Raw genomic sequence first — 26,949 nt, forward strand, 5'->3', positions numbered from 1 at the left:
CGGTTGAAAACAGTTGCAGTTTTCTGCTTCTTCACAATCGGCAGGGCACCTAAGACTCATTGATGCGCCCAAGCTCCGTTCTTAAAGGGCGGCGAGAGGGGCACGATGCTGTGAAGGTGCGCTGATTTACGGTTGGTGGTAGAAGAGTAAACTAGTAACGATATGTCTGAGCAGAAACCCACCGAACACACAGATACTCCTAAGACCGCTCGAACCGCGCCCAGTATGGCGAGTATGGCGGCTGCTATTCATGCGGCGCCGGTGCGCGCAGCCAAAAAGCCCGCGCGCGCATCACAAACATCCGATGAGAAACCCGGCGATGCTTCCACAACAGAGCCAAGCTCAAAACGGCGTAATGCCCACAAGAATTCCTCGCGTAAAAATAACGCTTCACGCTCCAAAAACCCGCAAAAACGCGCGCATCACAAGAACCACCGGGACCGGGCCGAACAGCGCCCCTATAACCCGCTGATTCCCGCCGTAATCACCTATCCCGAAGAGCTGCCCGTCAGCGAGCGCCGCGAAGACATTAAGGCGGCTATTCGGGATCATCAGGTCATCATTGTTGCTGGCGAGACCGGCTCGGGTAAGACTACGCAGCTGCCCAAGATGTGCCTGGAACTCGGTCTTGCCGAGAAAGGCATGATTGGGCACACCCAGCCGCGCCGCCTTGCCGCACGTTCGGTGGCGGAGCGCATCGCCGAAGAGCTGGGACAGAAAATTGGTGAGACCGTGGGCTACCAGGTGCGTTTCACCTCTGAGGTGGGCGAGAACAGCGCCATTAAACTCATGACCGACGGTATTCTGCTCGCCGAAATTCAGCACGATAAGCTGCTGCGCAAGTATTCCACGCTCATTATTGACGAGGCACATGAGCGCAGCCTAAATATTGATTTTATTCTGGGGTATTTGAAGCGGATTCTGCCGAAGCGCCCCGATTTGAAGGTCATTATTACCTCCGCAACCATTGATCCTGAACGGTTCGCGCGGCATTTCGCGCCGAGTTTCGTGCCCGGTAAGGGTGTGGTAGACGAATCTCTCAGCGATGAGGAACGTGAGATTGCCGAGCAGATTCTTCCCGATGATGCTCCCCCGATTATTGAGGTTTCGGGGCGCACCTACCCGGTGGAGATTCGCTACCGCCCGCTCGATGGGGACGGCTACGCTGATGAAGATGAAGGCGACGAAGACCGTGACCCAACCGATGGAATCCTTGCCGCCGTTGAGGAGCTGTCGAAGGAAGCGCCTGGCGATATCCTGATTTTCTTCTCGGGCGAACGTGAAATTCGCGATGCTCACGATGCTTTGGAGTCTTTGGTCGCCAAGTCCCCACGTATGAACTATGAGGTTTTGCCGCTATATGCGCGTCTGTCTCTCGCGGAGCAGCATCGTGTGTTTACGCCGGGGAGTCGGCCGCGCATCGTGCTGGCGACGAACGTTGCGGAAACTTCGCTGACGGTGCCGGGTATCAAGTATGTGATCGATACCGGTACCGCCCGCATTTCGCGGTATTCGGCGCGCACGAAGGTGCAGCGTCTGCCGATTGAGCGGATTTCTCAGGCGAGCGCGAATCAGCGTTCGGGGCGGTGCGGCCGTGTGAGCGATGGTATTGCGATTCGGCTGTATTCTGAGGAGGATTTCGCGTCGCGTAGCGAGTTTACCGACCCGGAGATTCTGCGCACGAACCTGGCAGCCGTTATTTTGCAGATGATTGCGATCGGCGTGGTGCGTGAGCCCGGCGATATTGCGCGTTTCCCGTTTGTGCAGCCGCCCGCATCGCGCGCGATTAATGACGGCGTGAATCTGCTGCGTGAGCTTGGGGCGCTTTCTGAAAAACTGGCACGCACGGATAAGAGGGGGAAGCATCATCGTGCTGCCTCGACGCTGACCGCTACGGGGCGTGCAATGAGTGCGTTCCCGGTCGATCCGCGCTTGGCGCGCATGATTATTGAGGGTTCGCGCCGTGACTGCGCTAAAGAGATGATGGTGCTTGCCGCCGCTTTGACGATTCAGGATCCGCGCGAACGCCCGGCTGAGGTGCATGGCACCGCCGATGAGATGCATGCCCGTTTCACGGACGATAAATCTGATTTTTCGTCGTTCCTGCTGCTGTGGCAGTACATTAATGAGCGCCAGGCTGAGCTTTCCTCTTCGCAGCTGCGGAAGATGTGCCACCGCGAGTTTATTAACTTTTTGCGTATTCGTGAGTGGCAGGACCTTTTCGCCCAGCTGCGTGAGATGGGGCGCACCGCGAATATCCGCGTGTCGAACGGGCGCGATATTGACGCTTCGGGGCGTGAGGTTGAGATTCATAAGAGCCTGCTTTCGGGCCTGCTCTCGCATGTGGGCGCTAAAGAGGAGCGTGAGAAAACCTACGGCAAAGCCCCGCGTGGCCCGCGCGAATATCTGGGGGCGCGCGGCACAAAATTCGCTATCTTCCCAGGTTCCGGGCTTTTCAAGCAGAACCCTGACTGGGTGCTTTCTGCCGAGCTTGTGGAGACTTCCCGGCTGTGGGCACGCACAAACGCTGCGATTGAGCCGCAATGGGTTGAAGAAGTGGGCGCGCACCTGCTGAAGAAGCAGTATTCCGAGCCGCACTGGTCGGCAAGCCGGGGTGCTGCCGTGGCGTATACGAAAGGTACCCTGTACGGGCTGACGATTTATGCCGACCGTACTGTGCAGTATTCCCGGGTAGATGCCGCCGCTGCACGTGAGATTTTTATTCGTTCCGCCCTGGTGGAGGGCGACTGGCACACCCAGCACAAGTTCTACAAGCGCAACCTGCGTGCCCTGGCTGAGGTTGAGGAGCTTGAGGCCCGCCTGCGCCGCCGCGATCTGCGAGTGGATGACTCAGTGCTTTTCGAGTTCTATAATGCGCGCATCCCCGAGCATGTGACGGACGTTCGTTCCTTCGATAAATGGTGGAAGCACGCACGTTTAGAAAACGATAACCTGCTCGATTTCAACCCGGAAAACCTTATTAATGAGGATGCCGCCGATTATGACGATTCGCAGTTCCCGCGCCAGTGGGTGCAGCGTACCGACGGCGGGGAACTCACCCTGGATTTGCGGTACGAGTACGCCCCGGGGGCGGGGTTGGGCGGTGCCCGCACGGATGCGGCAAAACGCGACGGCGTGGCGGTTCAGGTACCGATTCTGTTCTTGAACCAGCTGACCCCCGAGCCGTTCCGCTGGCAGATTCCGGGGATGCGCCATGAACTTTTGACGGCGCTCATTAAATCGCTGCCGAAGGCGATTCGCCGTAATTTTGTGCCCGCCCCGGATGTTGCACGTATGGCGTTGGAGTCTCTGGAGGCTGACTACTCCCCCGCGACCGACGAGCTTTTGCCCTCGTTCGCGCTGGTGCTGCGTCGTCTGCGCGGTGTGGTGGTTGAGCCTGATGCCTTCGACTGGGACTCCGTGCCGGATCATCTGAAGTTCACGTTCCAGGTGCGCGATGCCCGCAATAAGATTCTGGGCGAAAGCAAAGATATCCGTGAACTGCAGCAAAAACTCCATGCGCAGATCCGCTCAGCCCTGGCAGATTCGCTGGGTGCTTCGGAGGATACGGTGGCGAAAATGGCGGCGCTCGCGGGCGGGAACTCCGCGCAGGGGGCCTCATCGCGAACCGGTTCGGCGCAGCAGGGTGCGAAGAAAAACAGCACAGGCTCGGGCGCAAAACCTGGGAAAGCCGCCGCTCAGGGTGCGGACTCCCAGGATTCTATCCGTGAGACCACGGGCCTGACCGACTTTCCTGGCGAGGAGATTCCGCGCAAGGTGCAGCGCGTTATTGCGACCCAGGCGGTCAGCGGATACCCGGCGCTGGTGGACGAAAAAACGAGCGTGGGCATCCGTATTTTCCCCACTGAGGCCGAGCAGGTACATTCGCAGCGGCGCGGTATTATTCGTCTTCTGCAGCTGCAGGTGCCCTCACCTGAGCGGTACGTGAGCGATCACCTGTCAAATAAAGAGAAGATTGTGTTCACGCAGAACCCGCACGGCTCGATTGACGAGCTGATTCGGGACTGCACGGTTGCCGCGCTCGATAAGCTGGTGCCGCATACGCCCGTGTTCACGCGTGCCGAATACCGTGGCCTGTTCGAGCATGTGCGCGCCGAGCTGATCGATACCGTCTTTGAGGTCACCAAGCTGGTTGCCGAAATCCTCTCGGAGGCGGCGGCGCTGCGCAAAGCCATTAAGAAGGCGACCTCGCTGAGCACCATGCACGCCGTCTCAGATGTGAAGGGGCAGCTCGATAACCTGGTGTACCCCGGATTCGTGGCGAATACCGGGTACGATCAGCTGGTTCACCTGCCGCGCTATCTGAAGGCCGCGCAGATACGTTTGACGAAGCTGGGGCCGAACCTGAACCGAGATAATCAGCTCATGCTCACGGTGCAGGATTTGGAGGATTCCTACGATTCCGCCGTCAAGTCGCTGCCCGAGGGGACTCTTATTCCCGATGCGCTCGCCCGCGTGAACTGGATGCTTGAGGAGCTGCGTGTGAGCTTCTTCGCCCAGGAACTCGGCACGGCGTACACGATCTCGGAGAAGCGCATCGCCAAGGCTCAGCGTGAGGCGCTGGAGCAGGTGAAAAGGTAGGTTGTCGGCGGCTCTGTCTAGGTTTTCGTTCCTCGAAGGGTTGGGTGTTGCCGCAAGATTCTGAATCTTGCGGCAACACCCAACCCTTCTACGCGCCATAGTGATATCGGCATGAAGCTATGACAATAGAGTCGTCAGTAAGCTTGTACAGTTCCTCTGAGACGACGAGGCCCTATCTGTAAAGTGCGTCTAATCTACCAGTCACGCTCAGCGATGAGCTCTTCAATATCGAAATCTTCCTCAAGCCCGTACTCTTTGAGGATGAGGTAGAAGGTCTCAGCGATAGACTCGCGTGCAACGGTCTCAATCTCGCTGTCTGCCTCATCGAACTCATCTTCAAGGGTGTTAATATTCTTGGTGACTTCGTCGGCGCGGGCCTGGATTTTCTGCGGGTCACGCTCGCCCGCGTCCAGAAGCTCATCAAATTTCCGCAGCTCGTCAGCGACTTTCTGCACCAGGTGGGGCGGGTAATAGTCGTCGTCGCGCATGTCGTAGACGTAGTCATCGTTTTTCAGCATGGTTTTTCCTTCAAAATTGTGAGGTGTGGCCCCGGCGTTTACTGGGGCTGAGCTTATAATCCCACGCGCCAAAGACGGCGGGCAACCGGTTCGGTCATCGAGGGTTCTGTGAGGGGGCGGGCCACCTACCATTTGCGGTCTGTGACGAATGCGCGGATATCGAAATCGTCGTCAAGGTTGTGCTCTTCCAGGAAGAAGTAGACGGTGTCTGAAACGGAGTCACGCAGCAGCTCGGCGATAGCCTCCCCTTCTTCCCCGGACTCGCTAATAACCTTCTGGGTGGCGGCCACGATACGGTCGCACGCCTCCCCCAGCTTCTCGGGGTCGCGTTCCCCGTCCTGGAGCTTACGCTTGAGGGCCTGCAATGCGCCCATGCCGTGGATAATCTCATCTACTGTGATGATGTGCTCAATATTCGTATCCATAACAGCGCCTTCCTATCAACATATTCGGTGAATAATTTAGGCATGTTCGAGGCGGCAACCCAACGGCTGGACGGCGCCACAGAACGTGTCTATTAAGGATACGGCACACAGGCGCAGAGGAAGCTTCTGCTCTGGGAGGCTGAGTCCCTGATGGGTGGGATGAGAGAGGTACGTTGAGGCTGTTTGTAACTATGTGCCCGCATTATTAGCAATACCCTAAGCTGGGTCTTTATGGAACTACTGTTTGAAGCTCTTTTATGATTCGATGCGGGCGACAGATGCTATAAAACAACGTGCATTCACCTGGGAAACCATCAGACGTATAGTCTCACAGAACGGTTCATACTTGAAGAGAGAGCCACAGCAGGATCACACCTAACACAAATAATTACGGCTTCCTAATAATAATGCTCTTCGAGATAGTCGAAAACTTCGATATATTGCTCGACAGAACCGTTATAGGAAAAAGTTTTCATAGGGTTATCCTCGTTATTGGGGTAGGAATAGTTTTAAAACCAGATACTTAACAGTCTATTATCATAACGGGAATAAACAACAAGATAGAGATTCATTCATCAGGATACCTTCAGCTACTCTAGCGCATAAACAACACCTTATTCTGCAGGGTTTACCAATCAACCACCCCACAAAGAAGTGGGAAACAGTTCACCAGCTACAAACTTAATAGATTAAATATAACAAAAATCAAAACTTTACTCTCAAAAATGGAAACTTTAAGCTCACACTTCAAGAATCGCCTTTAAAACATAATGGATTGCTTGGATACCTACCTGCAATAGAAGATTTTTTGATAGATACAAGAACTCCACTTTTCCCCTCACCGTTCTCACTAATCAATAAGTCACTCTTTGCTCGGGTTTTTCCTTCAGTATCTTTATATAATTCCCGAATAGAGAAAACCATAATATTCAAATAATCTTTATCTTCAGAGTAGACATAACTAGCTAACACATAGGTATTATTTCCTTTATTTTTATCTAGTATATCAGCAATATCTTTACCACCTGATTGAATAGCCCATGAGGGTTTCAATTTACCCTCTTTACCTTCTGCATTATTCATCCCTGAGCCCTTTATCACACTATCTTCAACCTCAAGAGAGATACACTCAGTCCCATACCCCTTAGAATAAACACCTGAGAAAACAAAGATCGGGAATATAGCAAGAACAATAGCTAAATATATCAAAAACACTCTTCTTCCATAAAGGCCAACCTCCTTTTTACCCCCCAGCTTATGCCTATCCCAAAAAAAGAATTTTATCATCGCAATGCAGAAAGCTGCGATAGAAACTATAATAAATGGTCTGACAAAATCTTCCCCATTTACCCAGTAATCAAAATACCCATCTACAGGACTATCATCCATATAAAGTATATTCTTATATATAAATACAACTGTCAAATATATTGCAGCGAGTAAGAAGATTGACGCGATAACACAAAAAATACAAAGCACAAAATAATATCTTCTATCTATTCGACTTTTAAGTTTTTCATAAACCCATTTCCCGAAAATAATTGGAAACCCAATAAAAACAATAAGAGAAGCAAAAGATATCAAAATCATAATAGCATATGAAACTATCAATGCAAACATTCTAGATACACCACCGCTTATCCCTTCCTGCTGGATTATAAAAGCGGTGTCTGCTAAGTTCCAGGAGGATATATATGATGCCCATAGAAATATATTTAAAGCGCCCCATATGGCCAAATATACAGATATTATTTTTAATATTTTATCTATATTTTCCAATAAGTTTTTACTTTCTTTTTTCGTTTCTTTGCAATTCACTTGAGAATCATTTTGAACCGTGTGATTTAATCGAACTAAATCTCCACTAATATTCTGAAGGTTCGTTGTGAGTTCTGTATAATCTTTCTTGCGTTTCTTACACCCAAACATTTCTCTCCTAATTTTCTTCTTAGATTCTGTTCTTACCCCTCAAAGAAAAGCCGTTCATAGACTTTCCTAGCGTTTCGGGTAACGCGTAGATAGTCTTCTTCCAGCTGGCGGGCGTTGCCTGGGGTGTAACCGCTCCAGCGGGCTACCGCTTCCAGGGCATCGCGCAGGGTGGGCAGCAGATCGGATTGGCGCACGCCGCGCAGCACGTTGCCGCCGCGAATCTTGGTCGCCAGCAGCCACGCGTCCCGCAAAACTTCGGCGTCCTCGGCGGCCACTAGGTTTGCTTCTACGGCGGCATCCAGCGCATCCAGGGTTGAGGTGGTGCGCAGTCCCTGCACCTCATGGGCATGCTGCAGCTGAATCAACTGAACCAGCCACTCCACATCGGAGAGCCCGCCGCGCCCCAGCTTCAGCTGCCGGGTGCGGTCTGCCCCGTGCGGCATGCGCTCATGCTCCACGCGTGCCTTCATGCGCCGCACCTGCTGCGCCTGCTCAGCAGTGAACTCGCGCGGGTACCGGTACGGGTCAATCAGCTCAATAAACGCACGCCCCAGCTCCTCAGAACCAGCAATCGGGCGCGCCCGCAAAAGCGCCTGAAACTCCCAAGTCTCCGCCCAGCGCTCATAGTAGGCGCGGTACGAATCCAGCGAGCGCACCATCGCCCCCTGCTTACCTTCGGGGCGCAGATCCGCGTCCACCTCAAGCGGGCGTTCGGCACGGATCGCAGGGCGTACCGGCTGTTTAATCAGCTGCATCAGCCGGTTTACGATACGGTTCGCCTGCGACTGGGCTTCCTCTTCACCAGCGCCTTCCACGGGGCGGTGCACAAACATCACGTCCGCGTCAGAACCGAAGCCGTTCTCGGCGCCGCCCAAACGGCCCATGGCGATCACCGCGATCTCAGTCAGCAGCGGGTTCTTCGGCTCCTCCTCGGGGATTTCCCTAATCCCGGCGGCTTCTTCACGTTCTTTCGCCGTTATTTCCTCACGCTCGGCTAGGGCGAGCGCCGCACCGATAGTGCACTCATCCACGGTCGCCAGCCCGGTGCACACCTGCTGCACGCCCAGCAGGTTCAGGGCGTCCCCCATGGCGATGCGCAGAATTTCGCGGCGGCGCAGGTACCGTACAGCACGCATCGCCTCCGCAGAGTCGTCATGCCGCGACAGCAGCGAGGCTATCTCGGCTTTGAGCGCGGCCGCACCCAACGGCTGCAAGTCGGCAACCTTATCAAGCCAGGTGATGGAAGTGGGCGCATCCTCCAGCAGGTCGGTGATGTACCGGGAGCTTGAAAGTATGTGGCACAGCCGCTCCGCAGCGGCGGGTGAATCGCGCAGCATGCGCAGGTACCAGCTGGTAGTTCCCAGCGACTCAGAAACAATGCGGAACCCCAGCAGCCCGGCGTCCGCGTCCACCCCGTCAGCGAACCACCCCAGGAGCACGGGCATCAGATGCCGCTGAATTTCGGCGCGGCGGCTCACCCCGCTGGTGAGCGCCTGAATATGCCGCATAGCGCCGCGCGGGTCGCGGTACCCGAGCGCAGCCAGGCGGTCTTGGGCAGCTGATTCTGTGAGCACCACTTCGTCACGGCTCAAGGTTGAGACCGCTGCCAGCAGCGGGCGGAAGAAGACACGCTCGTGGAGGGAACGCACGTTCCGTTTAAGCTTTTGCCACGCCTTATACATTTGCTCCGCCGAGAGAGTGCCCAGCCTCTCCGGGGAAACAAGTGAACGGGCCAGGGCGCGCCTCTCCTGCTCTTTGGCGGGCATCAGGTGGGTGCGGCGCAGCTGGGACAGCTGGATGCGGTGCTCCAGCAGGCGCAGTTTCTTGTAGTAGAGCGCGAATGTCTGCGCGTCGGCGCGGCTAATGTAGCTTGAACCGGTCAGCGCCTCTAAAGATTCGATGGTGGATTTGGTGCGTACCGTGGGGTCGGTGCGCCCGTGCACCAGCTGCAGCAGCTGAACCGTGAACTCAATATCACGCAGCCCGCCGGGGCCGAGCTTTATCTGCTGTTCCACCTGCGCTGGGGGGATATTGTCGGTCACGCGGGCGCGCATCGCCTGCACCGACTCAACGAAGGATTCCCGCGCCGCTGAGTCCCACACGAACGGGTCGATCGCGTGGGCGAAACGCCGCCCCAGGTGCGCCGAACCTGCAACCGGGCGGGCTTTCAGCAGCGCCTGGAATTCCCAGTTCTCCGCCCACCGCTTGTAGTAGCTCACGTAGGATTCGACGGTGCGCACCAGCGGCCCGTCCTTACCTTCGGGGCGCAGGTTCGCGTCCACCTCCCACAGGGGCGGCTCCGGAGCTGGGGCCATGATTGCTTTCGTGAGGGCCTGCACCAGTTCCGTGCCGATCTGCGCGCACTCCTGCTCGGTGAGCGGCTCAGCCCCCTCGGGCAGGTCGCTGGCGGGTGCGGGGGCGATCACGTACACCACGTCCACGTCAGAAATATAGTTCAGTTCACGTGCCCCGCACTTGCCCATGCCAATAATCGCCAGATCCAGGGCATCCACGGATGCGCCACGCGCGGGGGTGGCGCACAGCCCCCCGCCAGCGCCTTCAGCGACTTCGGTGCGGGCGATAGCGAGCGCCCCTTCTAGGGCGGCTGCGGCCAGGTCAGCAAGGTGCCGTCCAATGGTAGGCATAAGCTCCACCGGGTCGGGTGAGCACACGTCAATCAGCGCTATTTTTGCCAGCTCCGCACGGTAGGCCACGCGTAAAGCCACGTACCCGTCTTTGCCGGTGAGTTCTGTGCGGGCGCGCGGGCGCTCAGCGTCCGGGTCGGCGCCGACGGCGTGTAGCAGACGGGTTCGGTACGGGGTATTGAGCGGGGCGCTTTGGGGTAGAGGGCTCTTTTGCGCCCGTTCCGGTGTTTTATTCGGCGTGTCTGTTTCGGGGGTATCTAGTACTGTTTCCGGGTGTTCAGTTGCCACCAGTTCCGTCTCGCCACGCACCGTATCAGTGTCAAAGAGCGGGTCGATCGTCTGCGGGTGGCGGTACAGAAAATCTCCCACCGCCTGGGATGCACCCAGCAGCCGGAACAGGCCCATCTGTTTTTCGCCGCTGTTAGCGCGTTCAGCAACCGGCGGGTGTTTCTCAATCAGCCGCACTAACGCTGGTAGGGCGGTATCCGGTGAAGGCGCATACCGCAGTCCCGCGAACAGGTTTACCCGGTCCACGGAGGCAAGCTCAGGGGCTTCTAGCCAGCGTTCGCTTTTGCCGGAGTCGTAGAAACCCGCGCTGACCATTTGCGCCCGTAACCGTGTGCGGGTGCGGCGCTGCTCCTCAGCCTGCTCGGTATCAGCGGGTTTAGATACATCAGCGTCGGCTGCATCTGCTGTTCCCACCACACGGGCAGCACCGGTGAGGTGGCTCCCGGTGCCAGATACGGTGCCTCTGGGGTGCGTTTCCCGCCCGTTCTGGGGTGTATGCCCTGGTTCCGCTTGATTCATACTCACCTTCCCGGTACGTAGTACCCGCCGCTTCTCTCATAGCCTGCCCGCAAGCAGCGTTAGAGGATGCCCAGGTTGTGTTTAAGCTCGTACGGGGTCACCTGTGCCCGGTAGTCTTCCCAGTCGGCCCGCTTATTCCGCAGGAAATGCTCAAACACCTGCTCCCCCAGCACCTCAGCCATGAACTCGGAGTCCTCGGTCAGGTTAATGGCTTCCCGCAGCGACGCTGGCAGCGGGTGGTACCCCATGGCGCGGCGTTCAGCGGTTGTCATTGCCGCCAAATCTTCGGTCACCGCTGGCATCAGCTCATACTCGTTTTCAATACCTTTCAGCCCGGCAGAAAGAATCACCGCATACGCCAGGTACGGGTTAGAGGCCGAGTCAAGGCCGCGGTATTCAATGCGGGCCGACTGCATCTTGTTTGGTTTATACAGCGGAACCCGCACCAGCGCAGACCGGTTATTGTGCCCCCACGAAACGTAGCTGGGTGCTTCCCCGCCGCCCCACAGGCGCTTATACGAGTTAATGAACTGGTTGGTGACCGCCGTGAATTCGGGGGCATGCTTGAGTACCCCGGCAATAAAATGCCGCCCCGTTTTTGAGAGCCGGTATTCGGCACCCGCCTCGAAGAATGCGTTGGTGTCCCCCTCAAACAGGGAGAAATGGGTGTGCATCCCGCTGCCAGCATATTTGGTGAAAGGCTTGGGCATGAACGTGGCGTACATACCTCGGGTAAACGCCACCTCTTTAATGACGGTGCGGAACGTCATCACATTATCGGCGGTTTGCAGGGCATCGGCATGACGCAGGTCGATTTCGTTCTGCCCGGGGCCGGTTTCGTGGTGGCTGAACTCCACCGAAATGCCGACCTCTTCCAGCATGGTCACCGCATTACGGCGAAAATCCTGCACAATCCCGCCGGGTGTGTGATCGAAATACGACTCGTAGTCCACCGGGACGGGGAACCCGTCAGCCCCCAGCTCCGTGGATTTAAGGAGGTAGAACTCGATCTCGGGTGAGGTGTAGCAGGTGAACCCCATTTCGGCGGCACGGTTCAGGGTGCGTTTAAGAACGCCGCGGGTGTCGGATGCGCTCGCTTCCCCATCTGGGGTGAGGATGTCGCAGAACATGCGGGAGGTGTGGGATTCGGCGCCGCGCCACGGCAGGATCTGGAATGTTGAGGGGTCAGGCTGCAGCAGCATGTCTGACTCGTACACCCGGGAGAGGCCCTCAATGGACGAACCGTCAAACCCCAGCCCTTCCTCGAAGGCGCTTTCAACCTCGGCGGGGGCGAGCGCCACAGATTTGAGGGTGCCGACCACATCGGTGAACCAGAGGCGAATAAAGCGGATGTCACGCTCCTCAATGGTGCGCATCACGAATTCCTGCTGACGGTCCATATGTTTCTCCCTCGATCCGGGCGGTCGTTGAGTCGGCGGTGAGCGGTACCGGGCGCACACGCGTGCGCTGTCACGGTTTGTCTCTCCTCTAGCCTATCGGGTTCTGCGGCGGAACGCCCAGGGTACAGGTTTCGTTTATGTAAATTCTGTGCCGCCCGTGCTGCCTCTGCGGTGTGCAGGTTCCCATCGTTGCGCAGGCAGCCACAGCCACCAGTTCACGTTCCCAACTCCCACCACATCAATTCATGTGCAACTGTCTTCCCCCAGGTTTCTTCTCTGATGCGCATACAATAGGGCCTGTAAAATATGCGGAAATTGCGCGGAGCTCTAGGAAAACTCAGTCTGGGAAATGCGCTAAAATCCTCATACCCATAAACGGCTAAACCCCCACTAAACGAGGAAAAAGAGGGAACCCGTGGCTGACGAGCAGCGTATCTTAGATATTATTGATGGCCTAGAAGAGAACTTTACGGAGCAGGAAGCATACAGAATCTACATTGAGTTCTGCTTCCGTTTTATCCCCCGAATCGAACATAAAATCCCCGAAAAGCTCAGGGCACATCTTGAGGTTGCCGAAGGTTACTGGCACGCAGGAAACGTATCACCTCAAGCCCTTGAGAACGCCCGGGTGCTTATCTGGAAATATCTAGATTCACACAACCTAACATATGCTCCTCTCCGCAAATCAGCGGCCATCCGGTTCATGCACCAGCTCTTCTGGGATAAAGCAAATACGGATATTTGGGATCACTTTGACTGGTGCCGGGAGCTGCTGCCTCATTTGGGGTATAAGAACCATACGATCCTGCAAGAGCTGGAGTATGTGCTCTCCAAGGCCACCCGAGAAGGTTTCGCCGCATAGCCACACGCTCATTTCTTCTAGGGATAGCGGGAGGGTGCCGCCTACCAGAGCTGCACCGCAAACCCAGCACTACTTTGCAGACAGCACGCGGGGGTAACCCTCGCAACCAACACAGAATCAACATACTTTATACTTATTTAAAGTATTTATTCTCCGAACTTTTGTGAGGAACAAGCGCTAGTGAATACTTTCCCCACCCGCACGTGCACTGAGCGCATCCGCCGCACATTCCGCAGGACGCACCGCACCCTTCTGGCAATGGCGCTCGCCGCCGTGTTAGGTGTTGGGCATACCGTGGTGACTGGCGTTGTTGTTCCGCCGGCTTCTTCTGCTGTAGTAGGCACCCGCACTTTTGACTCACGGCTGGATCCCGCGCATCCAGTCATTGATAAAACAGGTGCGCTCAGTACAGAACAAATCCAACAGATGAGTGTTCCTCTTGCTGATGTCTCCGCACGACGCGGGGTCTCGTTGCAGGTTGTGGTGATTGACAGGGCTGCCCCGGAATGGGTTGGAAACTGGGGGCATAAATTTTTGAAACAGAATGGTGCAGGCCCCGATGATAAAACTGCGCTGCTTCTCATAGAGCTAGACCCGCAGGGTACTGGTGATAAAAACGCCACCCCAGAAGCCAGTTTCCACTCTCTTAATATGCATTATCTGGGTACCGTTGAGGGCTCTGAAATAAGAAATAAAACAATAAACCCGCTCCTTGAAAAACGTGATTTTACGGGTATAGCGCAGGCTATGGCTAAAGCTTTTGACAATGGCACAGGGTACCCAGATAAATATAATATTCAGCCCGCTCCGCAAACAGCCACGCCTACCCCATCACCTGCACCTTCTCCCACAGTAGCGGGCCAGTCTGTTATGAAAACAGAGCTTAATCCTGAAGACCCAGTTTTTAGTCTCACATCGTACTCACTCACCGACCCGAAATTATGGCCCGAACTTATAAGTTTTAATAAAAACAACGACGCCCAGTTGTATGTTGTGCTGCTAACCAAACCAGAAAACCCATCAGATTTACAGGAGTGGGGCAAAGAGTTCTTACGCGTTAATAATGCCCCCGCGCACACTGCGGTGCTTGTCTGCCAGGGAGATAGGACACGCGATGATCCTCGAAAATGTTTGGTAACCACTAATGATAGCAGCTTCATCAGCGATGACGTATTACATAAGATTAATAATGACTACATTAAAGAGAAATCAAACCATAACGATCTCGGGGTTATTATAAGAGCAGCCCTAGAAGGCATCAGAAAAGAATCGCTGGACGCCAAGACAAAAGCCGCTCCTAAAGAAAGTAACGGATTTTTAGATACCGTATTAGTATTCTTAATTATTGGGCTTTGTATTGCGTTTATATGCGCCGCTATTATAGGGTTCGGCAATTTTATTATTAAGGTATATCGCGGCTTATCCCGCATTTTTGCTGGCGCACCAAAAAGTAACACACTGGAAGATAGCAACAATCTCGACCAATCACGCACTAATATTCCGAATATCGACAAATTGGCCATAGAAAACTGGGAGAAATACAGTCTTAATGAGTAGCTTATTGAACAGAGTTATTGCTCACTATTCTTCCCACCGCAATCCGCAGGACGCCCAGCTCACATGTACACATGCGGGCGCGGGCAGCGTGTGCCGTTCCCGGTGGTCACAGCGCATCACTCAAATTGCCTTAGCTGTGGCTCTTGGGCTGGGTGGATCAGGCGCCCCACTGTTCCTCCCCTCTCCCGCCGCACCTGCCGCCCATGCTGAAAGCGTTTTCGAGCACCGGTTTGACCCCTCGCACCCTATTGTTGATAAGGCGGACGTGCTGAGCCAGCAGCAGGTACAGGAGGCCTCACAAAAGCTGACAAATATTCATTCAAAACGCCCGTTCCGTTTTTATATTGTGTTTGTAAAAACTGCGGTGCCGGATGCTTCCCCTACAGAGGTTCCCTCGGCTCCCTCGAGTGCATCCCCCGATGCCGCCCCGAAGCCTGCGGGTCAAACCCCGGAAGATAAGAAACGGATGCTGTGGGCGTATCAGTTTACTCAGAAGAATCATCTTGACGCCTATGATGCGCTGCTGGTGGTAGAAACGGACACCCATCAAGCGAGCCTCTACCATTCTCCACACGGTCCTTTGCAGAATGATGAAGCTCAAAAACTATACTCCGAGCACCCGGCAGACGGGGTGCCCTCCATCGAAAGCACTGTACATGAGGGAAAGTGGGATGCAACTCTTACCAGCCTCGAAGCTGCACTTCAGAAAGACGGCCTGTACGACCGCATTATTGCGGCACGGCCCTCCCCGCACGCGTTCGGCCCCGCGTATAACCCGGGTTTCGGGGAGGGCCCGGGCGCGGGCGGTAAGTGGAGTCCCAACCCCAGTGCTGAGGCGGCGCAGAGAAGTTCTTCACAAGATTCACCAAACAGTACAGTGATTCTTGCGGTTCTCGGCGCTGTAGCTGCGGCAGGGGTTATTGGCTACGTGTGGATGCGTCGCCGCAGGCGCAACAAACCGGAAGACTAGTATGCGGGTGGCCATAGCTATGTCTCGTATTCGTAGGTTTTGTAACCGCAGCCTGATAGTGAGGTACCCGTTGGTAAGAACAGGGTTAAAGTTATTGCGTCTGCTCTTTTCTGCTGTGCTCACAGTGCTTTTAGGTGCCACCTGTACTGTAGCCGCTGGTGTATTGTCCCCCGGTGTTGCACAGGCGACAGAGGTTTTCTCCGCCCCGCTAGATTCTCAGCACGCAGTTATTGACCGCACCGGTCTTATTCTCACCGACAATGACCTTAAATATCTTGAGAGCATGACGCAAAAAATTGCCGCCAAGTACAACGGTCACCTGTATATTGTGGTAATCGATAATACTGACGGCGGCAGCCCCAAACAACAGTCCGGCCAGCAACGCAGTGATGAAGAGTTGCAGGCGGAACGCATACGGTGGGGGCGTGATTTTCTGCAGCGTAATAACGCCCCCGATCATGCAGTACTACTGATAGCAACCGCCGATAACTATCAGATCTCTCTGGTGGCTAAAGACCCCTCGTGGCTCAGTGATGAGGATGCGCAATACCTGTACAAGTATGCGGAGATCGATAAATCTGCCGCCGATTGGGCACGGCATCATAGAAATAGTGACGCCATCGAGCAGGCAGGAATAAATGCTTCAACTCTTTTTGGCTCCCCCGGAAGGGAAGAGCCTCCCCAGCTCGCCCGTTATCAGAGGGATCAAGAGGCCTCCGCCAAGGCATCGGCTGAAGCCGATATCGGTGTAAAACCAGGTACTTCCTCACAATCCTCTGGGAACGAATCCTGGAAGGTAGGGATTATCCTCACCGCACTAGCCATACTTTTTGCTCCCTACGGCGCATGGATTATCTTCCGCTACCTCTGGGTGAGAAGAAAACAGCGCACGCACAAGACGCAAAAACATGAGGATACGTCAGCGACCTCAAAGCGTGGGCCCACACCTAAAGGTTCCGTAGTGAAGGATGAGGTAGATACCCTAGGCGCAGCTATTGCCGCAGCCCACAACCGCCGCACCCAAGCTGCTGCGCTCATAGAACGTGCCCTGCTGGCGTACCGGGGCCTGCCGCTTAACGATCTGCAGGCCCTAACCAGCCGTGCTGAAAAGCTGCTGAAACGTGCCAGCAGTGAACACACAGAATTGGCAGAAGCATCCTCCACAACCGACCAGCCGGTGAATACCCCTAAGACCCGGAAGAAGCTCAAAGAGCTACGCTCTTGGGTGGATGAGGCGAATGATCTTCTGGATTCTCTCTTTGAATCTCTGGAAGTTTTGGGGCGTCTGCCTCTGGCCGTGCGCGAATGTGAGACGGCGGCAAATACCCTGCTGGATGCTTTCTTATCTGAGGAAGTTTCCCATAATTTTTCGGTTGCCGAACAACAGCGGGCGGCGCTTCGCCGCACCCTGCGCGACCGTTTAGAAACCGAAGATTTCGCGCCGCTAGACTATATGTTCCGCGTTCTGGAGGACACCGCCTCCCTGCTGGCCCAGGAGCAGAAACTCATCGGTTCAAAGGCGCGCACAAAAACCCAGGAAAACCTAATAGGTGCACATGTGGCGCTGGCCGAGCAGTATATCGCATGCGCGCGCATAAGCACCAAAACGCAACCCGTGCAAGATAAGCAGAAGACAAAACCTGCCTCAGCAAACCGCTTGGAACGCGCTCAGTGGCTGTACCAGAGAGCTACTCAGCCTCTATCGACACGCAAGAAACCGCTGGCAGAACGATACCAGCGTTCTACCAGTGCCCTAGAGGCGGCACGCGCGGCGTTCACTAAACGCTAACGCAGGTACCGGTGCCAGGGGTTAGGCAGGATAAACTATAGGCATGAGTGAGAACGAAAACGCACCCTATGCAACGTCCACTGTAACGAACACTGCCGAGACACCCGGCATGGCCCAAACGCCCTTTAGCCTTGATACGGTGAAAAAAATCCGCACCATCCACCTGGAGCGGGCTAAGGCTGAGGGTGAGAAGTTCTCAATGCTCACCTGCTACGACTTTTCCACAGCGCAGGTTTTTGACCGCGCAGGCATTGAGATGCTCCTTATTGGTGACTCGGCCGCGAATGTGATGCTTGGTTACGACTCCACCCTAGCCATCACCCTTGATGAGATAATCCCGATGGTGGCCGCAGTATCACGCGGGGCGAAACGGGCAATGGTGGTCGCCGATCTGCCGTTTGGCACCTACGAGCAGTCGCCGCAGCAGGCGGTTGCTTCTGCGGCGCGCCTCATGAAAGAAGGCGGGGCGCACGCCGTAAAAATTGAGGCCGATGCGCGCATGGCCGACTGGGTGCAGGCCCTCGTAACCGCTGGCATCCCGGTAGTTGCGCACGTGGGGTTCACCCCGCAGGCTGAGCATGCTCTGGGCGGTTTCAGGGTTCAGGGCCGTCACGGTACCGCCGACTGGGTAGTTGAGGACGCCCGGGTACTCGCCGCTGCTGGCGCTTTCTGCATCCTCATGGAGATGGTAACCGCAGAAACCGCTGAACGTGTTAACCAGGCAGTGGGTACGGTACCCACCATCGGCATTGGTGCGGGTAATACTGCTGACGGGCAGGTGCTGGTGTGGCAGGACGCCATGGGCGTGCGTCAAGGGCGGATGCCTACTTTCGTGAAGCAGTTCGCCCAAGTGGGGCAGCTGCTGGAGGATGCAGCTCGCGCTTACCGCTCTGAGGTACGGGCTGGCTCATTCCCGGCCGATGAGCACACATTCAACTAAGGCCAGCCCACAGCCAGCATATTTTTTCCGGCTGGTTCCGTACGCACCCGTGTATGAGCCAGCCGGAAATATTTAACGCATCATTGAGGGGCGCCCCTACCGCTGGTGGGGTCTAGTCCTTCCACTGGTTATCCCATTCTTCGTTGCGTTTCTGGGCGGTTTCCATAGCGTGTTCCGCCTCTTCACGGGTCTTATAAGGGCCCCACAGGTGAGTGATCTTGCTCTGCTGCCCTTCTTCAACCTCCCCAGTGGAGGTGTTGTACCAGTATTCGGTCTCGTGGGGGCCGGGGGTCATATCATTTTTCAGGCTCACAGTCTCTCCTTAGTCTCACACCACATGAGTGTATCTATATGTACGGCATGTACCTTTCACGGTATCTTATCCGTGCTCGCTTCGCATGTGTTTACCCCCGCACCGCTGAAAACAGCGCGGAAAATAATACACCAGTTGGCAAAAGGTTCAGGATTTGGGTGTCTGCCCGGTCCCAGTGCGGGCGGGCGCCGCTAAAATATTAGGTATGGCTACTTCTCATAATCTTCCCGCAGAACCGGGTACCGCACCCGTAGGGTGCTTGGCCCCCGGCACCATCACCCCCATGCGTAAAGTACCGGCAGACATTGTTCGTCCCGAGTACGTGGGGAAACCTACCGCCAATGAGGGCAACGATTCAAATATGTACACCCCTGAAGAGGTTGAGAGGGTGCGTGCAGCCGGTAAGGTCGCCGCCGGTGCCATTGTGGAAGCGGCGAAGATTGCCGTCCCGGGGACAACAACCGACCAGATTGATGTGTTGGTTCATGAGTATATTTGTGATCACGGTGCCTACCCCTCCACCGTGGACTACCGCGGCTACCCGAAGTCGGTGTGTACCTCGCTGAATGAGGTGATCTGCCACGGTATTCCCGATTCTACGGTGCTTGAGGACGGCGACATTCTGAATCTTGACGTCACCGCCTACCTTGACGGAATGCACGGCGATACCAATAAGACTTTGCTGGTGGGCAACGTTGATGAGGAGTCCCGCCTGTTGGTCGAACGCACCGAAGAGGCCCTTAACCGTGCGATGAAAGCAGTTAAACCGGGCCGTCAGATTAACGTTATTGGCCGCGTGATTGAAAAATATGCGGCGCGTTTTGGGTACGGTGTGGTGCGTGACTACACCGGGCACGGTGTGGGCCGCGAATTCCATTCAGGCCTTATTATTCCTCACTACGATGCGGCGCCCGCCTACGATACCGAGATTAAAGAAGGCATGATCTTCACTATTGAGCCCATGCTGACCTTAGGCACCATTGAGTGGGATTTGTGGGACGACAATTGGACCGTGGTCACCCGTGACCGTAAACGTACCGCCCAGTTTGAGCACACCATGGTTGTCACATCAGACGGCGTGGATGTTCTCACCCTGCCTTAATTCAGCATTCCCTTCATAACGCAGACACAACAAGGAAAGAGAAACCCATGAGCGAGAGTACAGCGGCAAATTCCGCAGCCGAAGAGTCAGTAGAGTATGTTGATATCCCGGCGCCCACGCCGAAAGACCTAATGATCGGTATTGATATTGGCGGCACCGGGATGAAAGGCGGGATCGTTGATCTGCGCACCGGCAACCTGGTGTCTGAGCGTTTCCGCATCCCCACCCCGCAACCGGCAACCCCGCAGGCCATTGCCCAGGTGGCGCGCCAGATTGTTGATGAGCTTCAATCCCGCGACTTGGCTCCCGAGCCTCACTCGGCTATTGGCGTTGATTTCCCCGCCGTTGTGAAGAACGGTGTGGTGTTCTCAGCCGCGAATGTTGATCCGACCTGGATTAACACTAACCTTGAGCAGCTCATCAGTGACGCCCTGGATTCAAGAGCTGTCTACGGCATTAATGATGCCGATGCTGCAGGTCTTGCCGAAGCCACCTACGGGCAGGGGCGAGACAAGATGGGGCTTATCGCCGTTATCACCTTGGGAACCGGCATTGGTTCCGCCCTCATTAATAACGGTGTGCTGGTGCCGAACACCGAGCTTGGGCACCTTGAAATTGACGGGCACGATGCAGAATCCCGCGCGTCCGCCCGAGCACGCGAAGTCCATGAACTCTCCTGGAAGAAGTACGCAAGTAAACGTCTGCGCCGGTACTTCCAGCATGTTGAGGCACTGTTCTCCCCCGACCTTTTCATTATCGGCGGTGGTATCTCGAAGAACCCCGAAAAGTTCATGCCTTATTTTGAGGACGAGATTCGCACCCCCATGGTCATGGCAACCCTGCGCAATAATGCCGGTATTGTGGGGGCGGCACTGTGGGCTGGCGGTATGCTGCCCGAACGTCAACGCCGCGGGGAGGCGTAAAGAACCCGCCGAGAAAACCTGCCAATAAGAAAGAGGTGTGCCCTACCGGTGTTCAGTTCCAACCGGTAGGGCACATTAGTATACGTGGTGCAGAGTGGCCCTATAACAGGGTATCCTGCAGAGGAACCTCTTTAGATTTTTTGGTGCTGGCCGTCTCCGTCTTGGCCTTGCGGGGTTTCGGAGCGGGCGCCTCAGCCTCAGGCAGCGCATCCCCCACAGCATCTTTACGGAGCAAAGCAATGGCCCCCTCAAAGTCTTCAAGGTTTTCAAACGCCTGATACACACTGGCGAACCGCAGGTACGCCACCGCATCCAGCTTCGATAGCGGCTCTAGAATAGTCAGCCCCACCTCATGCGCGTTAATTTCGGCAAGCCCCTTGGCGCGGATACGTTCCTCTACCTCCTGGGCGAGCTTCGCCAGGTCATCCTCACCGACCGGCCTGCCCTGGCAGGCTTTACGCACACCCGAGGCGATTTTAGCGCGGTCGAACGGCTCGGTAACCCCGGAGCGTTTAATAACAGAAATACTGGTTGTTTCGACCGTGGTAAACCGGCGCCCGCAGTCGGTACACTGACGGCGGCGGCGGATTGCGGCACCGTCATCGGTGGTGCGGGAGTCAACCACTCGGGAATCGGTGTGTTTGCAGTAGGGGCAATACACAGGGAGCCTCCTCGGTCGGACGGGGTATAACCGCCCACTGTGAGCATACTTATTCCCAGTGTACCCCGCTACAGGGGACCCTAACCGCATAGTTTGCTGTATATATGCCCTGAACGCATCCGCTTGAGCAGAGCCAAGCCCCGCCCTGCCCCGGCGGCTGTATGGGGATACAGTAGCCTAACGGCGGATGCACCCGGGACCGAAAATCGTCTTAATCTCGCCGAATAAGCTGGGGTTTGGTTCCACCCGCAGCTTAGCCTCCAGCAGCACCAGTTGTTCTTTCTCCCGACCGCGCAGGGCCAGGCGCACATCCGTCGAACCCCGATGATCAAGCAGCACATCCCGCAGGTGCACCAGGTTCGATTCGGTGGCACGATACTCGGGGATAGCGATCGTCACCGGGCCGGTACGCCCATCCTCGGTAAGCTCCAGGATCGTCAGCTCCTGGGCACTAATATTCACGCTGCCGTCGTCTCGACGTTGCACACGTCCACGCACTGAGCAGATCAAATCATCAGCGAGTACCCCGCCCACCGTCTCGTAGGTGCGGGCAAAGAACATGACGGTGATCGTCACCCCCGAGGGGTCTTCCAGCTCGGCAGTGGCGTACTGGTTACCGCTTGACTTAGCGATACGCCGTGACACGCCCGTGAGCATCCCTGCGATTGTGACGAACTCGCCGTCTTTAATGTGGGATTCTTCCTCCATAATGTCGTGAATCGAGGTGCTGGACGCATCAGAAAGGGCGCGTTCCAGCCCGCGCAACGGGTGATCCGAGACGTACAGCCCCAGCATGTCACGCTCAAAGTTGAGCTTATCGCGCCGTTCCCACTCGGGAACATCAGGTACCGATACCGACAGATCCTCGCCCAGTTCCTCCCCCATCCCGAGGGAACCGAACAGGTCAAACTGCCCGGCGGCTTCCTTACGTTTCACCGAGACAGCCGCGTCAATCGCCTCCTCATGCATGAGCGCAAGAGAACGGCGTGTATGCCCCAGATCGTCAAACGCACCCGCCTTAATAAGCGAATCAATGGTGCGCTTATTGCACACGCTCAACGGCACTTTTTGCAGGAAATCGCTGAACGACTCATACCGGCCCTTCTCATTGCGGGCGGTAATCATACCATCCACCACGTTCGCGCCCACGTTACGGACTGCGCCCATGCCGAAGCGGATATCGTCACCCACCGGGGCGAACGTTAGCTCCGATTCATTCACATCAGGCGGCAGCACGGTAATGCCCATGCGGTGGCACTCGTTCAGGTACATGGCAAGCTTATCTTTGTTATCGCCCACACTGGTCAGCAGCGCAGCCATGTACTCCTGCGGGTAGTGCGCTTTCAAGTATGCGGTCCAGTATGAAACCAGCCCGTAAGCAGCCGTGTGAGCCTTATTAAACGCGTAATCGGAGAACGGCAGCAGAATATCCCACAGGGCTTTTACCGCGCCCTCAGAGTATCCGTTCGAAATCATGCCATCGTGGAACGTGGCGTACTGTTTATCCAGCTCAGCCTTTTTCTTCTTACCCATTGCGCGGCGCAAAAGATCTGCCTCACCAAGGGTGTAGTTCGCCACCTTCTGGGCGATCGCCATCACCTGTTCCTGGTACACGATCAAACCGTACGTGGTACCCAAAATATCGGAAAGAGGCTCCTCCAGCTCGGGGTGGATCGCCGTAATCTCCTGCTTACCGTTCTTGCGCAGCGCATAGTTCGTATGCGAGTTCGCCCCCATCGGCCCGGGACGGTAGAGAGCAAGCACAGCAGAAATATGCTCAAACTCTTCAGGCTCCATAAGCTTCAGAAGCGAGCGCATCGGTCCGCCATCGAGCTGGAACACGCCCAGCGTATCACCGCGCGCCAGCAGCTCGTAGGATGCTTTATCGCTCAGCTCAAGCGTCTCTAAGTCGAGGTCAAAATTACGGTTAGCTTTAATGTTTTCAATAGCGTCCGAGATGATGGTGAGGTTACGCAGCCCCAGAAAGTCCATCTTAATCAGGCCCAGCCCCTCACAGGTGGGGTAATCAAACTGGGTGATCACCTGCCCATCTGCTTCACGGCGCATCACAGGGATGACTTCGGTGAGTACCTCCGAGGACATAATCACACCGGCGGCGTGCACGCCCCACTGGCGTTTTAGGCCTTCAAGGCCCTGAGCGGTTTTAAAAACCTTGCCCGAAACGTCGTCGGTTTCGATGAGCTCACGCAAATCTCCAGCTTCGGCGTAGCGTTTATCGTCTTTGTTGTAGACGTTCGCCAGGGCAATGTTCTTCCCCATCACATCCGGCGGCATTGCCTTGGTGAGCCGCTCCCCCACCGAGTAAGGGTACCCCATCACTCGGGAGGCGTCTTTGAGCGCCTGCTTCGCTTTAATGGTGCCGAAGGTGACGATCTGCGCGACCTTATCTTCACCGTACTTCTCAGTCACATAGTGGATCACCTCGGGGCGGCGGCGATCGTCAAAGTCCACGTCGAAGTCAGGCATTGAGACGCGGTCAGGGTTCAGGAACCGCTCAAAAATCAGTTCGTGCCGCAGCGGGTTCAGCTCGGTGATGCGCATAGCGTACGCAACCATCGAGCCCGCACCGGAGCCACGCCCCGGCCCCACACGAATATTATTGCGTTTCGCCCAGTTAATGAAGTCCGCCACCACCAAGAAGTAGCCGGGGAAGCCCATTGAGGTAATAACCTCAACCTCATAATTCGCCTGTTTACGCACCTCATCAGGGATGCCGTTGGGGAACCGGTAATGCAGCCCCGCCTCAACCTCTTTCACGAACCATGATTCTTCGCTCTCCCCCTCAGGCACCGGGAAGTTCGGCATATAGTTCGCTTTGGTGTTGAACTCAACGTTGCACCGCTCAGCGATTTCGAGGGTGTTCTCGCATGCCCCGGGAATATCGCCAAAGATGGAGTACATCTCCTCAGGTGAACGCAGGTAAAAGTTATCCGCATCAAATTTGAAGCGATTGGGGTCTTCCAGGGTTGAGCCTGACTGTACGCACAGCAGCGCCGCGTGCGCATTGTAGTCTTCGTGTTTGGTGTAGTGCAGATCGTTAGTTGCCACAAACGGCAGGTCAAGTTCTTTAGCGAGGCGCATCAGATCAGCAGCCACATTTTTCTCAATAGACAGGCCGTGATCCATCACTTCACAATAGAAGTTACCCTTACCGAAAATATCGCGGAATTCTGCGGCGGCAGCAACCGCCTCCTGATACTGCCCCAGGCGTAGACGCGTCTGAATCTCACCTGAAGGGCACCCGGTGGTGGCAATCAAACCTTTGGAGTAGGTTTGCAGCACTTCACGGTCCATGCGCGGCTTATACAGCTGCCCTTCCAGGGAGGCGATAGAGGAAGCCCGGAATAGGTTGTGCATACCCTCGGTGGTTTCCGCCCACATGGTCATGTGTGTGTATGCGCCACCACCAGAAACATCATCGCGGGAACCGTCTCCCCACCGCACACGGGAACGGTCACTACGATGCGTTCCAGGAGTCAGGTACGCTTCCACCCCGATAATAGGTTTCACGTCATTAGCTTTTGCCTGCCGCCAGAAGTCGAAGGCGCCGAATAAGAAACCATGATCACTGGTGGCGATGGAGTCCATACCGAGCTCACGGGTGTGCGTAAAGAGGTCACTCAGTCGCGCGGCACCATCCAGCATGGAGTATTCGGTGTGCACATGCAGGTGTGCGAAGCCTTTTTTCGCCACGGTCTCTCCGTTCGTTCGCTATCTAGTACGTCACTGGTTGTTCGTGCGGCTCATAGGCTGTGCCGCACTCGTCGCCTTATCCTCGCCGAATATTCCCCTCACGGAGCGCTTCTAACGCGTAGGTCAAATCACGCGGGTAGGGGCTCTCAAAGCTCATTCTCTCACCGCTGGCGGGGTGCGTAAAACCCAGCCGGTGGGCATGCAGCCACTGGCGGGTTAGCCCCAGCTCTGCGCTCAGTGTGGGGTCTGCCCCGTAGGTGAGATCCCCGCAGCAGGGGTGGTGGAGCGCTGAAAAATGCACACGGATCTGGTGGGTGCGTCCGGTTTCAAGGTGCACCTCAACCAGGGTGGCCGGCCCGAATGCCTCTTGCGTTTCGTAGTGGGTGATGGATTCTCGCCCGTCCTCTACCACCGCAAACCGCCATTCGCTGCCTGGGTGCCGTCCAATCGGGGCGTCGATAGTTCCTCGCAGCGGGTCGGGTAGCCCCTGCACTAGTGTGTGGTACACCTTCTCTACTGTGCGTTCTTTAAAGGCACGTTTAAGCTCGGTGTAGGCGCGCTCGCTGCGGGCGAGTACCATAAGTCCGCTGGTTCCCACGTCCAGCCGGTGTACGATGCCCTGCCGCTCGGCGGCACCGGAGGTTGTTACGCTAATTCCTTCTCCCAGCAGGGCCGACGGTACGGTTGGCCCGTGCCATCCCGGCGAAGGGTGCGCCGCCACCCCGGCGGGTTTATCAACTACCACAATGTCGTCGTCGCAGTAGATGATGGAGAAGCCGTCTACTTTTTCGGGGCGAATATCCGCCAAATCACGCGGTGCGGGGGCGTTTACGCTCACCAGTTCCCCCACCGACAGTTTATGAGATTTGCCGATTTTAACTGGCTGGTAAGCCCGGGTGAGGCGCACATGCCCATCTCGGATCCATGCGGAGGCTCGGGTGCGGGGAACATCAAAGACCCCCGCAAGCGCCGCATCTAGGCGCATTCCAGCGATGGGTTCGCTCACTTCAAATTCAGCGTGAATGCCTTCTTCGTTCTCTCGCATATGCCCTGTACCGCTCATGCCGTTTCCTCCAGGTCGCTGGGGGTGTCATCGGTGTGGTGTTCCGGTGTGGTGCGCTGAGGGCTTTCGGCACGAGTTCCGGCGAGGGTCATCCCCTTAAAGTTCAAAAGCACGATCAATGCCATGCATACGCATATCGCGGAGTCAGCGATATTGAAAATGGCGAAGTTTGGTACTGAGATAAAATCCACTACATGCCCGGTTCCAAAACCAGGCTCACGGAAAAGACGGTCAAAAAGATTTCCCAGGACCCCACCGAGCAGGCCTCCCAGTGCCAGTACCCACCCCAGAGCCCGGGTTTTACGAAGCGTATACACCACCACTACCGCTGCGATAGCCATAATAAGGGTGAACACCCAGGTGGCCCCTTCACCGAACGAGAATGCCGCACCGGAATTACGGATTGAGTACCACCACAGCAGCCCCTCAATAACGGGGATACGCTCCCCTATCTCCATGCGGGTTACCACTAAATATTTGGTCCCCTGGTCGATAATAAAAACGGTAGCTGTTAGAAGAAGGGCCAGCGTCCAAGCACTACGTGTGCTAAAAACGCGGCGGGATATGACGTGCGGTCGCGGGCTGCCGGTAGATCCGCTGCCGGATTCTGCGGCTTGTTCTTTGGAGGTGGTTGCGGCGTGTGTGTGCTCGTCCTTCATGCGGCTCCTCGTTCAGTAACTGACGGGGGTGGCCCCGCACCCTCTAGCTTATCGCATCTTAACTACTGCA

Annotated in this window: 18 protein-coding genes; 8 read left to right on the forward strand and 10 right to left on the reverse strand. The window is 56.0% G+C overall.

Features of this window, described 5'->3' with window-relative positions:
* Positions 1–162: 162 nt before the first annotated feature.
* Positions 163–4,602, forward strand: coding sequence for an ATP-dependent RNA helicase HrpA (gene hrpA, locus D8M23_RS04635; RefSeq protein ID WP_126853855.1), 4,440 nt, complete (start codon positions 163–165; stop codon positions 4,600–4,602).
* A gap of 194 nt (positions 4,603–4,796) precedes the next feature.
* Here the strand turns inward: hrpA and D8M23_RS04640 are convergent, their stop codons facing one another.
* The 5 genes from D8M23_RS04640 to D8M23_RS04660 all read right to left on the reverse strand — a co-directional run bounded on the left by D8M23_RS04640 (position 4,797) and on the right by D8M23_RS04660 (position 12,326).
* The gene (locus D8M23_RS04640) at positions 4,797–5,120 is read right to left on the reverse strand and encodes a DUF5713 family protein (protein ID WP_006888915.1); all 324 of its coding nucleotides are present in this window, start codon (positions 5,118–5,120) and stop codon (positions 4,797–4,799) included.
* A 125-nt stretch (positions 5,121–5,245) separates the two neighbouring features.
* Positions 5,246–5,545 carry a hypothetical protein gene (locus D8M23_RS04645; RefSeq protein ID WP_126853856.1) on the reverse strand — a complete coding sequence of 100 codons (300 nt, stop codon included), beginning with the start codon at positions 5,543–5,545 and terminating at the stop codon, positions 5,246–5,248.
* 747 nt (positions 5,546–6,292) lie between these two features.
* Positions 6,293–7,474 carry a hypothetical protein gene (locus D8M23_RS04650; RefSeq protein WP_126853857.1) on the reverse strand — a complete coding sequence of 394 codons (1,182 nt, stop codon included), beginning with the start codon at positions 7,472–7,474 and terminating at the stop codon, positions 6,293–6,295.
* A gap of 32 nt (positions 7,475–7,506) precedes the next feature.
* Positions 7,507–10,926: a bifunctional [glutamine synthetase] adenylyltransferase/[glutamine synthetase]-adenylyl-L-tyrosine phosphorylase gene (locus tag D8M23_RS04655; protein WP_238693760.1), complete on the reverse strand. Its 3,420-nt coding sequence runs from the start codon at positions 10,924–10,926 to the stop codon at positions 7,507–7,509.
* A gap of 59 nt (positions 10,927–10,985) precedes the next feature.
* Positions 10,986–12,326 (reverse strand): glutamine synthetase family protein, encoded by a 1,341-nt coding sequence (locus D8M23_RS04660; protein WP_126853858.1) that lies wholly within the window; start codon positions 12,324–12,326, stop codon positions 10,986–10,988.
* 415 nt (positions 12,327–12,741) lie between these two features.
* On the opposite strand from D8M23_RS04660, the gene D8M23_RS04665 reads away from it, so the two are divergent.
* The 5 genes from D8M23_RS04665 (at position 12,742) to panB (ending at position 18,444) form a co-directional block, all read left to right on the forward strand.
* Complete coding sequence (locus D8M23_RS04665; protein ID WP_037235630.1) at positions 12,742–13,188, forward strand: hypothetical protein; 447 nt, start codon at positions 12,742–12,744, stop codon at positions 13,186–13,188.
* A gap of 258 nt (positions 13,189–13,446) precedes the next feature.
* Positions 13,447–14,745 carry a TPM domain-containing protein gene (locus D8M23_RS04670; RefSeq protein WP_126853859.1) on the forward strand — a complete coding sequence of 433 codons (1,299 nt, stop codon included), beginning with the start codon at positions 13,447–13,449 and terminating at the stop codon, positions 14,743–14,745.
* Positions 14,738–15,715 carry a TPM domain-containing protein gene (locus D8M23_RS04675; RefSeq protein ID WP_126853860.1) on the forward strand — a complete coding sequence of 326 codons (978 nt, stop codon included), beginning with the start codon at positions 14,738–14,740 and terminating at the stop codon, positions 15,713–15,715. The genes D8M23_RS04670 and D8M23_RS04675 overlap by 8 nt, the downstream gene beginning before the upstream one ends.
* A gap of 94 nt (positions 15,716–15,809) precedes the next feature.
* The gene (locus tag D8M23_RS04680; protein WP_126853861.1) at positions 15,810–17,504 is read left to right on the forward strand and encodes a hypothetical protein; all 1,695 of its coding nucleotides are present in this window, start codon (positions 15,810–15,812) and stop codon (positions 17,502–17,504) included.
* Between the two features lie 43 nt (positions 17,505–17,547).
* Positions 17,548–18,444: a 3-methyl-2-oxobutanoate hydroxymethyltransferase gene (gene panB, locus D8M23_RS04685; protein WP_126853862.1), complete on the forward strand. Its 897-nt coding sequence runs from the start codon at positions 17,548–17,550 to the stop codon at positions 18,442–18,444.
* A 112-nt stretch (positions 18,445–18,556) separates the two neighbouring features.
* Here the strand turns inward: panB and D8M23_RS04690 are convergent, their stop codons facing one another.
* The gene (locus D8M23_RS04690) at positions 18,557–18,739 is read right to left on the reverse strand and encodes a hypothetical protein (protein WP_023134599.1); all 183 of its coding nucleotides are present in this window, start codon (positions 18,737–18,739) and stop codon (positions 18,557–18,559) included.
* Between the two features lie 223 nt (positions 18,740–18,962).
* On the opposite strand from D8M23_RS04690, the gene map reads away from it, so the two are divergent.
* Both map and ppgK read left to right on the forward strand, forming a co-directional pair.
* Complete coding sequence (gene map, locus D8M23_RS04695) at positions 18,963–19,859, forward strand: type I methionyl aminopeptidase (protein ID WP_037235648.1); 897 nt, start codon at positions 18,963–18,965, stop codon at positions 19,857–19,859.
* Between the two features lie 131 nt (positions 19,860–19,990).
* Positions 19,991–20,782 carry a polyphosphate--glucose phosphotransferase gene (gene ppgK / locus D8M23_RS04700; RefSeq protein WP_006888834.1) on the forward strand — a complete coding sequence of 264 codons (792 nt, stop codon included), beginning with the start codon at positions 19,991–19,993 and terminating at the stop codon, positions 20,780–20,782.
* Positions 20,783–20,882: 100 nt separating this feature from the next.
* On the opposite strand, the gene nrdR is transcribed toward ppgK, so the two are convergent.
* The 4 genes from nrdR to lspA all read right to left on the reverse strand — a co-directional run bounded on the left by nrdR (position 20,883) and on the right by lspA (position 26,879).
* Complete coding sequence (gene nrdR / locus D8M23_RS04705; RefSeq protein WP_126853863.1) at positions 20,883–21,443, reverse strand: transcriptional regulator NrdR; 561 nt, start codon at positions 21,441–21,443, stop codon at positions 20,883–20,885.
* Positions 21,444–21,620: 177 nt separating this feature from the next.
* Positions 21,621–25,157, reverse strand: coding sequence for a DNA polymerase III subunit alpha (dnaE, locus tag D8M23_RS04710; protein WP_006888870.1), 3,537 nt, complete (start codon positions 25,155–25,157; stop codon positions 21,621–21,623).
* Between the two features lie 76 nt (positions 25,158–25,233).
* Positions 25,234–26,220: an RluA family pseudouridine synthase gene (locus D8M23_RS04715; protein ID WP_126853864.1), complete on the reverse strand. Its 987-nt coding sequence runs from the start codon at positions 26,218–26,220 to the stop codon at positions 25,234–25,236.
* Positions 26,217–26,879 (reverse strand): signal peptidase II, encoded by a 663-nt coding sequence (gene lspA / locus D8M23_RS04720; RefSeq protein ID WP_126853865.1) that lies wholly within the window; start codon positions 26,877–26,879, stop codon positions 26,217–26,219. Before lspA ends, D8M23_RS04715 begins: the two co-directional genes overlap by 4 nt.
* Positions 26,880–26,949 lie beyond the last annotated feature (70 nt).

This window comes from Rothia sp. HSID18067 (assembly GCF_003989445.1).
Lineage (GTDB): Bacteria > Actinomycetota > Actinomycetes > Actinomycetales > Micrococcaceae > Rothia > Rothia aeria.

Excerpts from the sequence above, each read along its gene's own strand:
- hrpA (WP_126853855.1), top strand. The coding sequence starts at position 163 with ATGTCTGAGCAGAAACCCACCGAACACACAGATACTCCTAAGACCGCT.
- D8M23_RS04640 (WP_006888915.1), bottom strand. The coding sequence starts at position 5,120 with ATGCTGAAAAACGATGACTACGTCTACGACATGCGCGACGACGACTAT.
- D8M23_RS04645 (WP_126853856.1), bottom strand. The coding sequence starts at position 5,545 with ATGGATACGAATATTGAGCACATCATCACAGTAGATGAGATTATCCAC.
- D8M23_RS04650 (WP_126853857.1), bottom strand. The coding sequence starts at position 7,474 with ATGTTTGGGTGTAAGAAACGCAAGAAAGATTATACAGAACTCACAACG.
- D8M23_RS04655 (WP_238693760.1), bottom strand. The coding sequence starts at position 10,926 with ATGAATCAAGCGGAACCAGGGCATACACCCCAGAACGGGCGGGAAACG.
- D8M23_RS04660 (WP_126853858.1), bottom strand. The coding sequence starts at position 12,326 with ATGGACCGTCAGCAGGAATTCGTGATGCGCACCATTGAGGAGCGTGAC.
- D8M23_RS04670 (WP_126853859.1), top strand. The coding sequence starts at position 13,447 with ATGGCGCTCGCCGCCGTGTTAGGTGTTGGGCATACCGTGGTGACTGGC.
- D8M23_RS04675 (WP_126853860.1), top strand. The coding sequence starts at position 14,738 with ATGAGTAGCTTATTGAACAGAGTTATTGCTCACTATTCTTCCCACCGC.
- panB (WP_126853862.1), top strand. The coding sequence starts at position 17,548 with ATGAGTGAGAACGAAAACGCACCCTATGCAACGTCCACTGTAACGAAC.
- D8M23_RS04690 (WP_023134599.1), bottom strand. The coding sequence starts at position 18,739 with ATGACCCCCGGCCCCCACGAGACCGAATACTGGTACAACACCTCCACT.
- map (WP_037235648.1), top strand. The coding sequence starts at position 18,963 with ATGGCTACTTCTCATAATCTTCCCGCAGAACCGGGTACCGCACCCGTA.
- ppgK (WP_006888834.1), top strand. The coding sequence starts at position 19,991 with ATGATCGGTATTGATATTGGCGGCACCGGGATGAAAGGCGGGATCGTT.
- D8M23_RS04715 (WP_126853864.1), bottom strand. The coding sequence starts at position 26,220 with ATGAGCGGTACAGGGCATATGCGAGAGAACGAAGAAGGCATTCACGCT.
- lspA (WP_126853865.1), bottom strand. The coding sequence starts at position 26,879 with ATGAAGGACGAGCACACACACGCCGCAACCACCTCCAAAGAACAAGCC.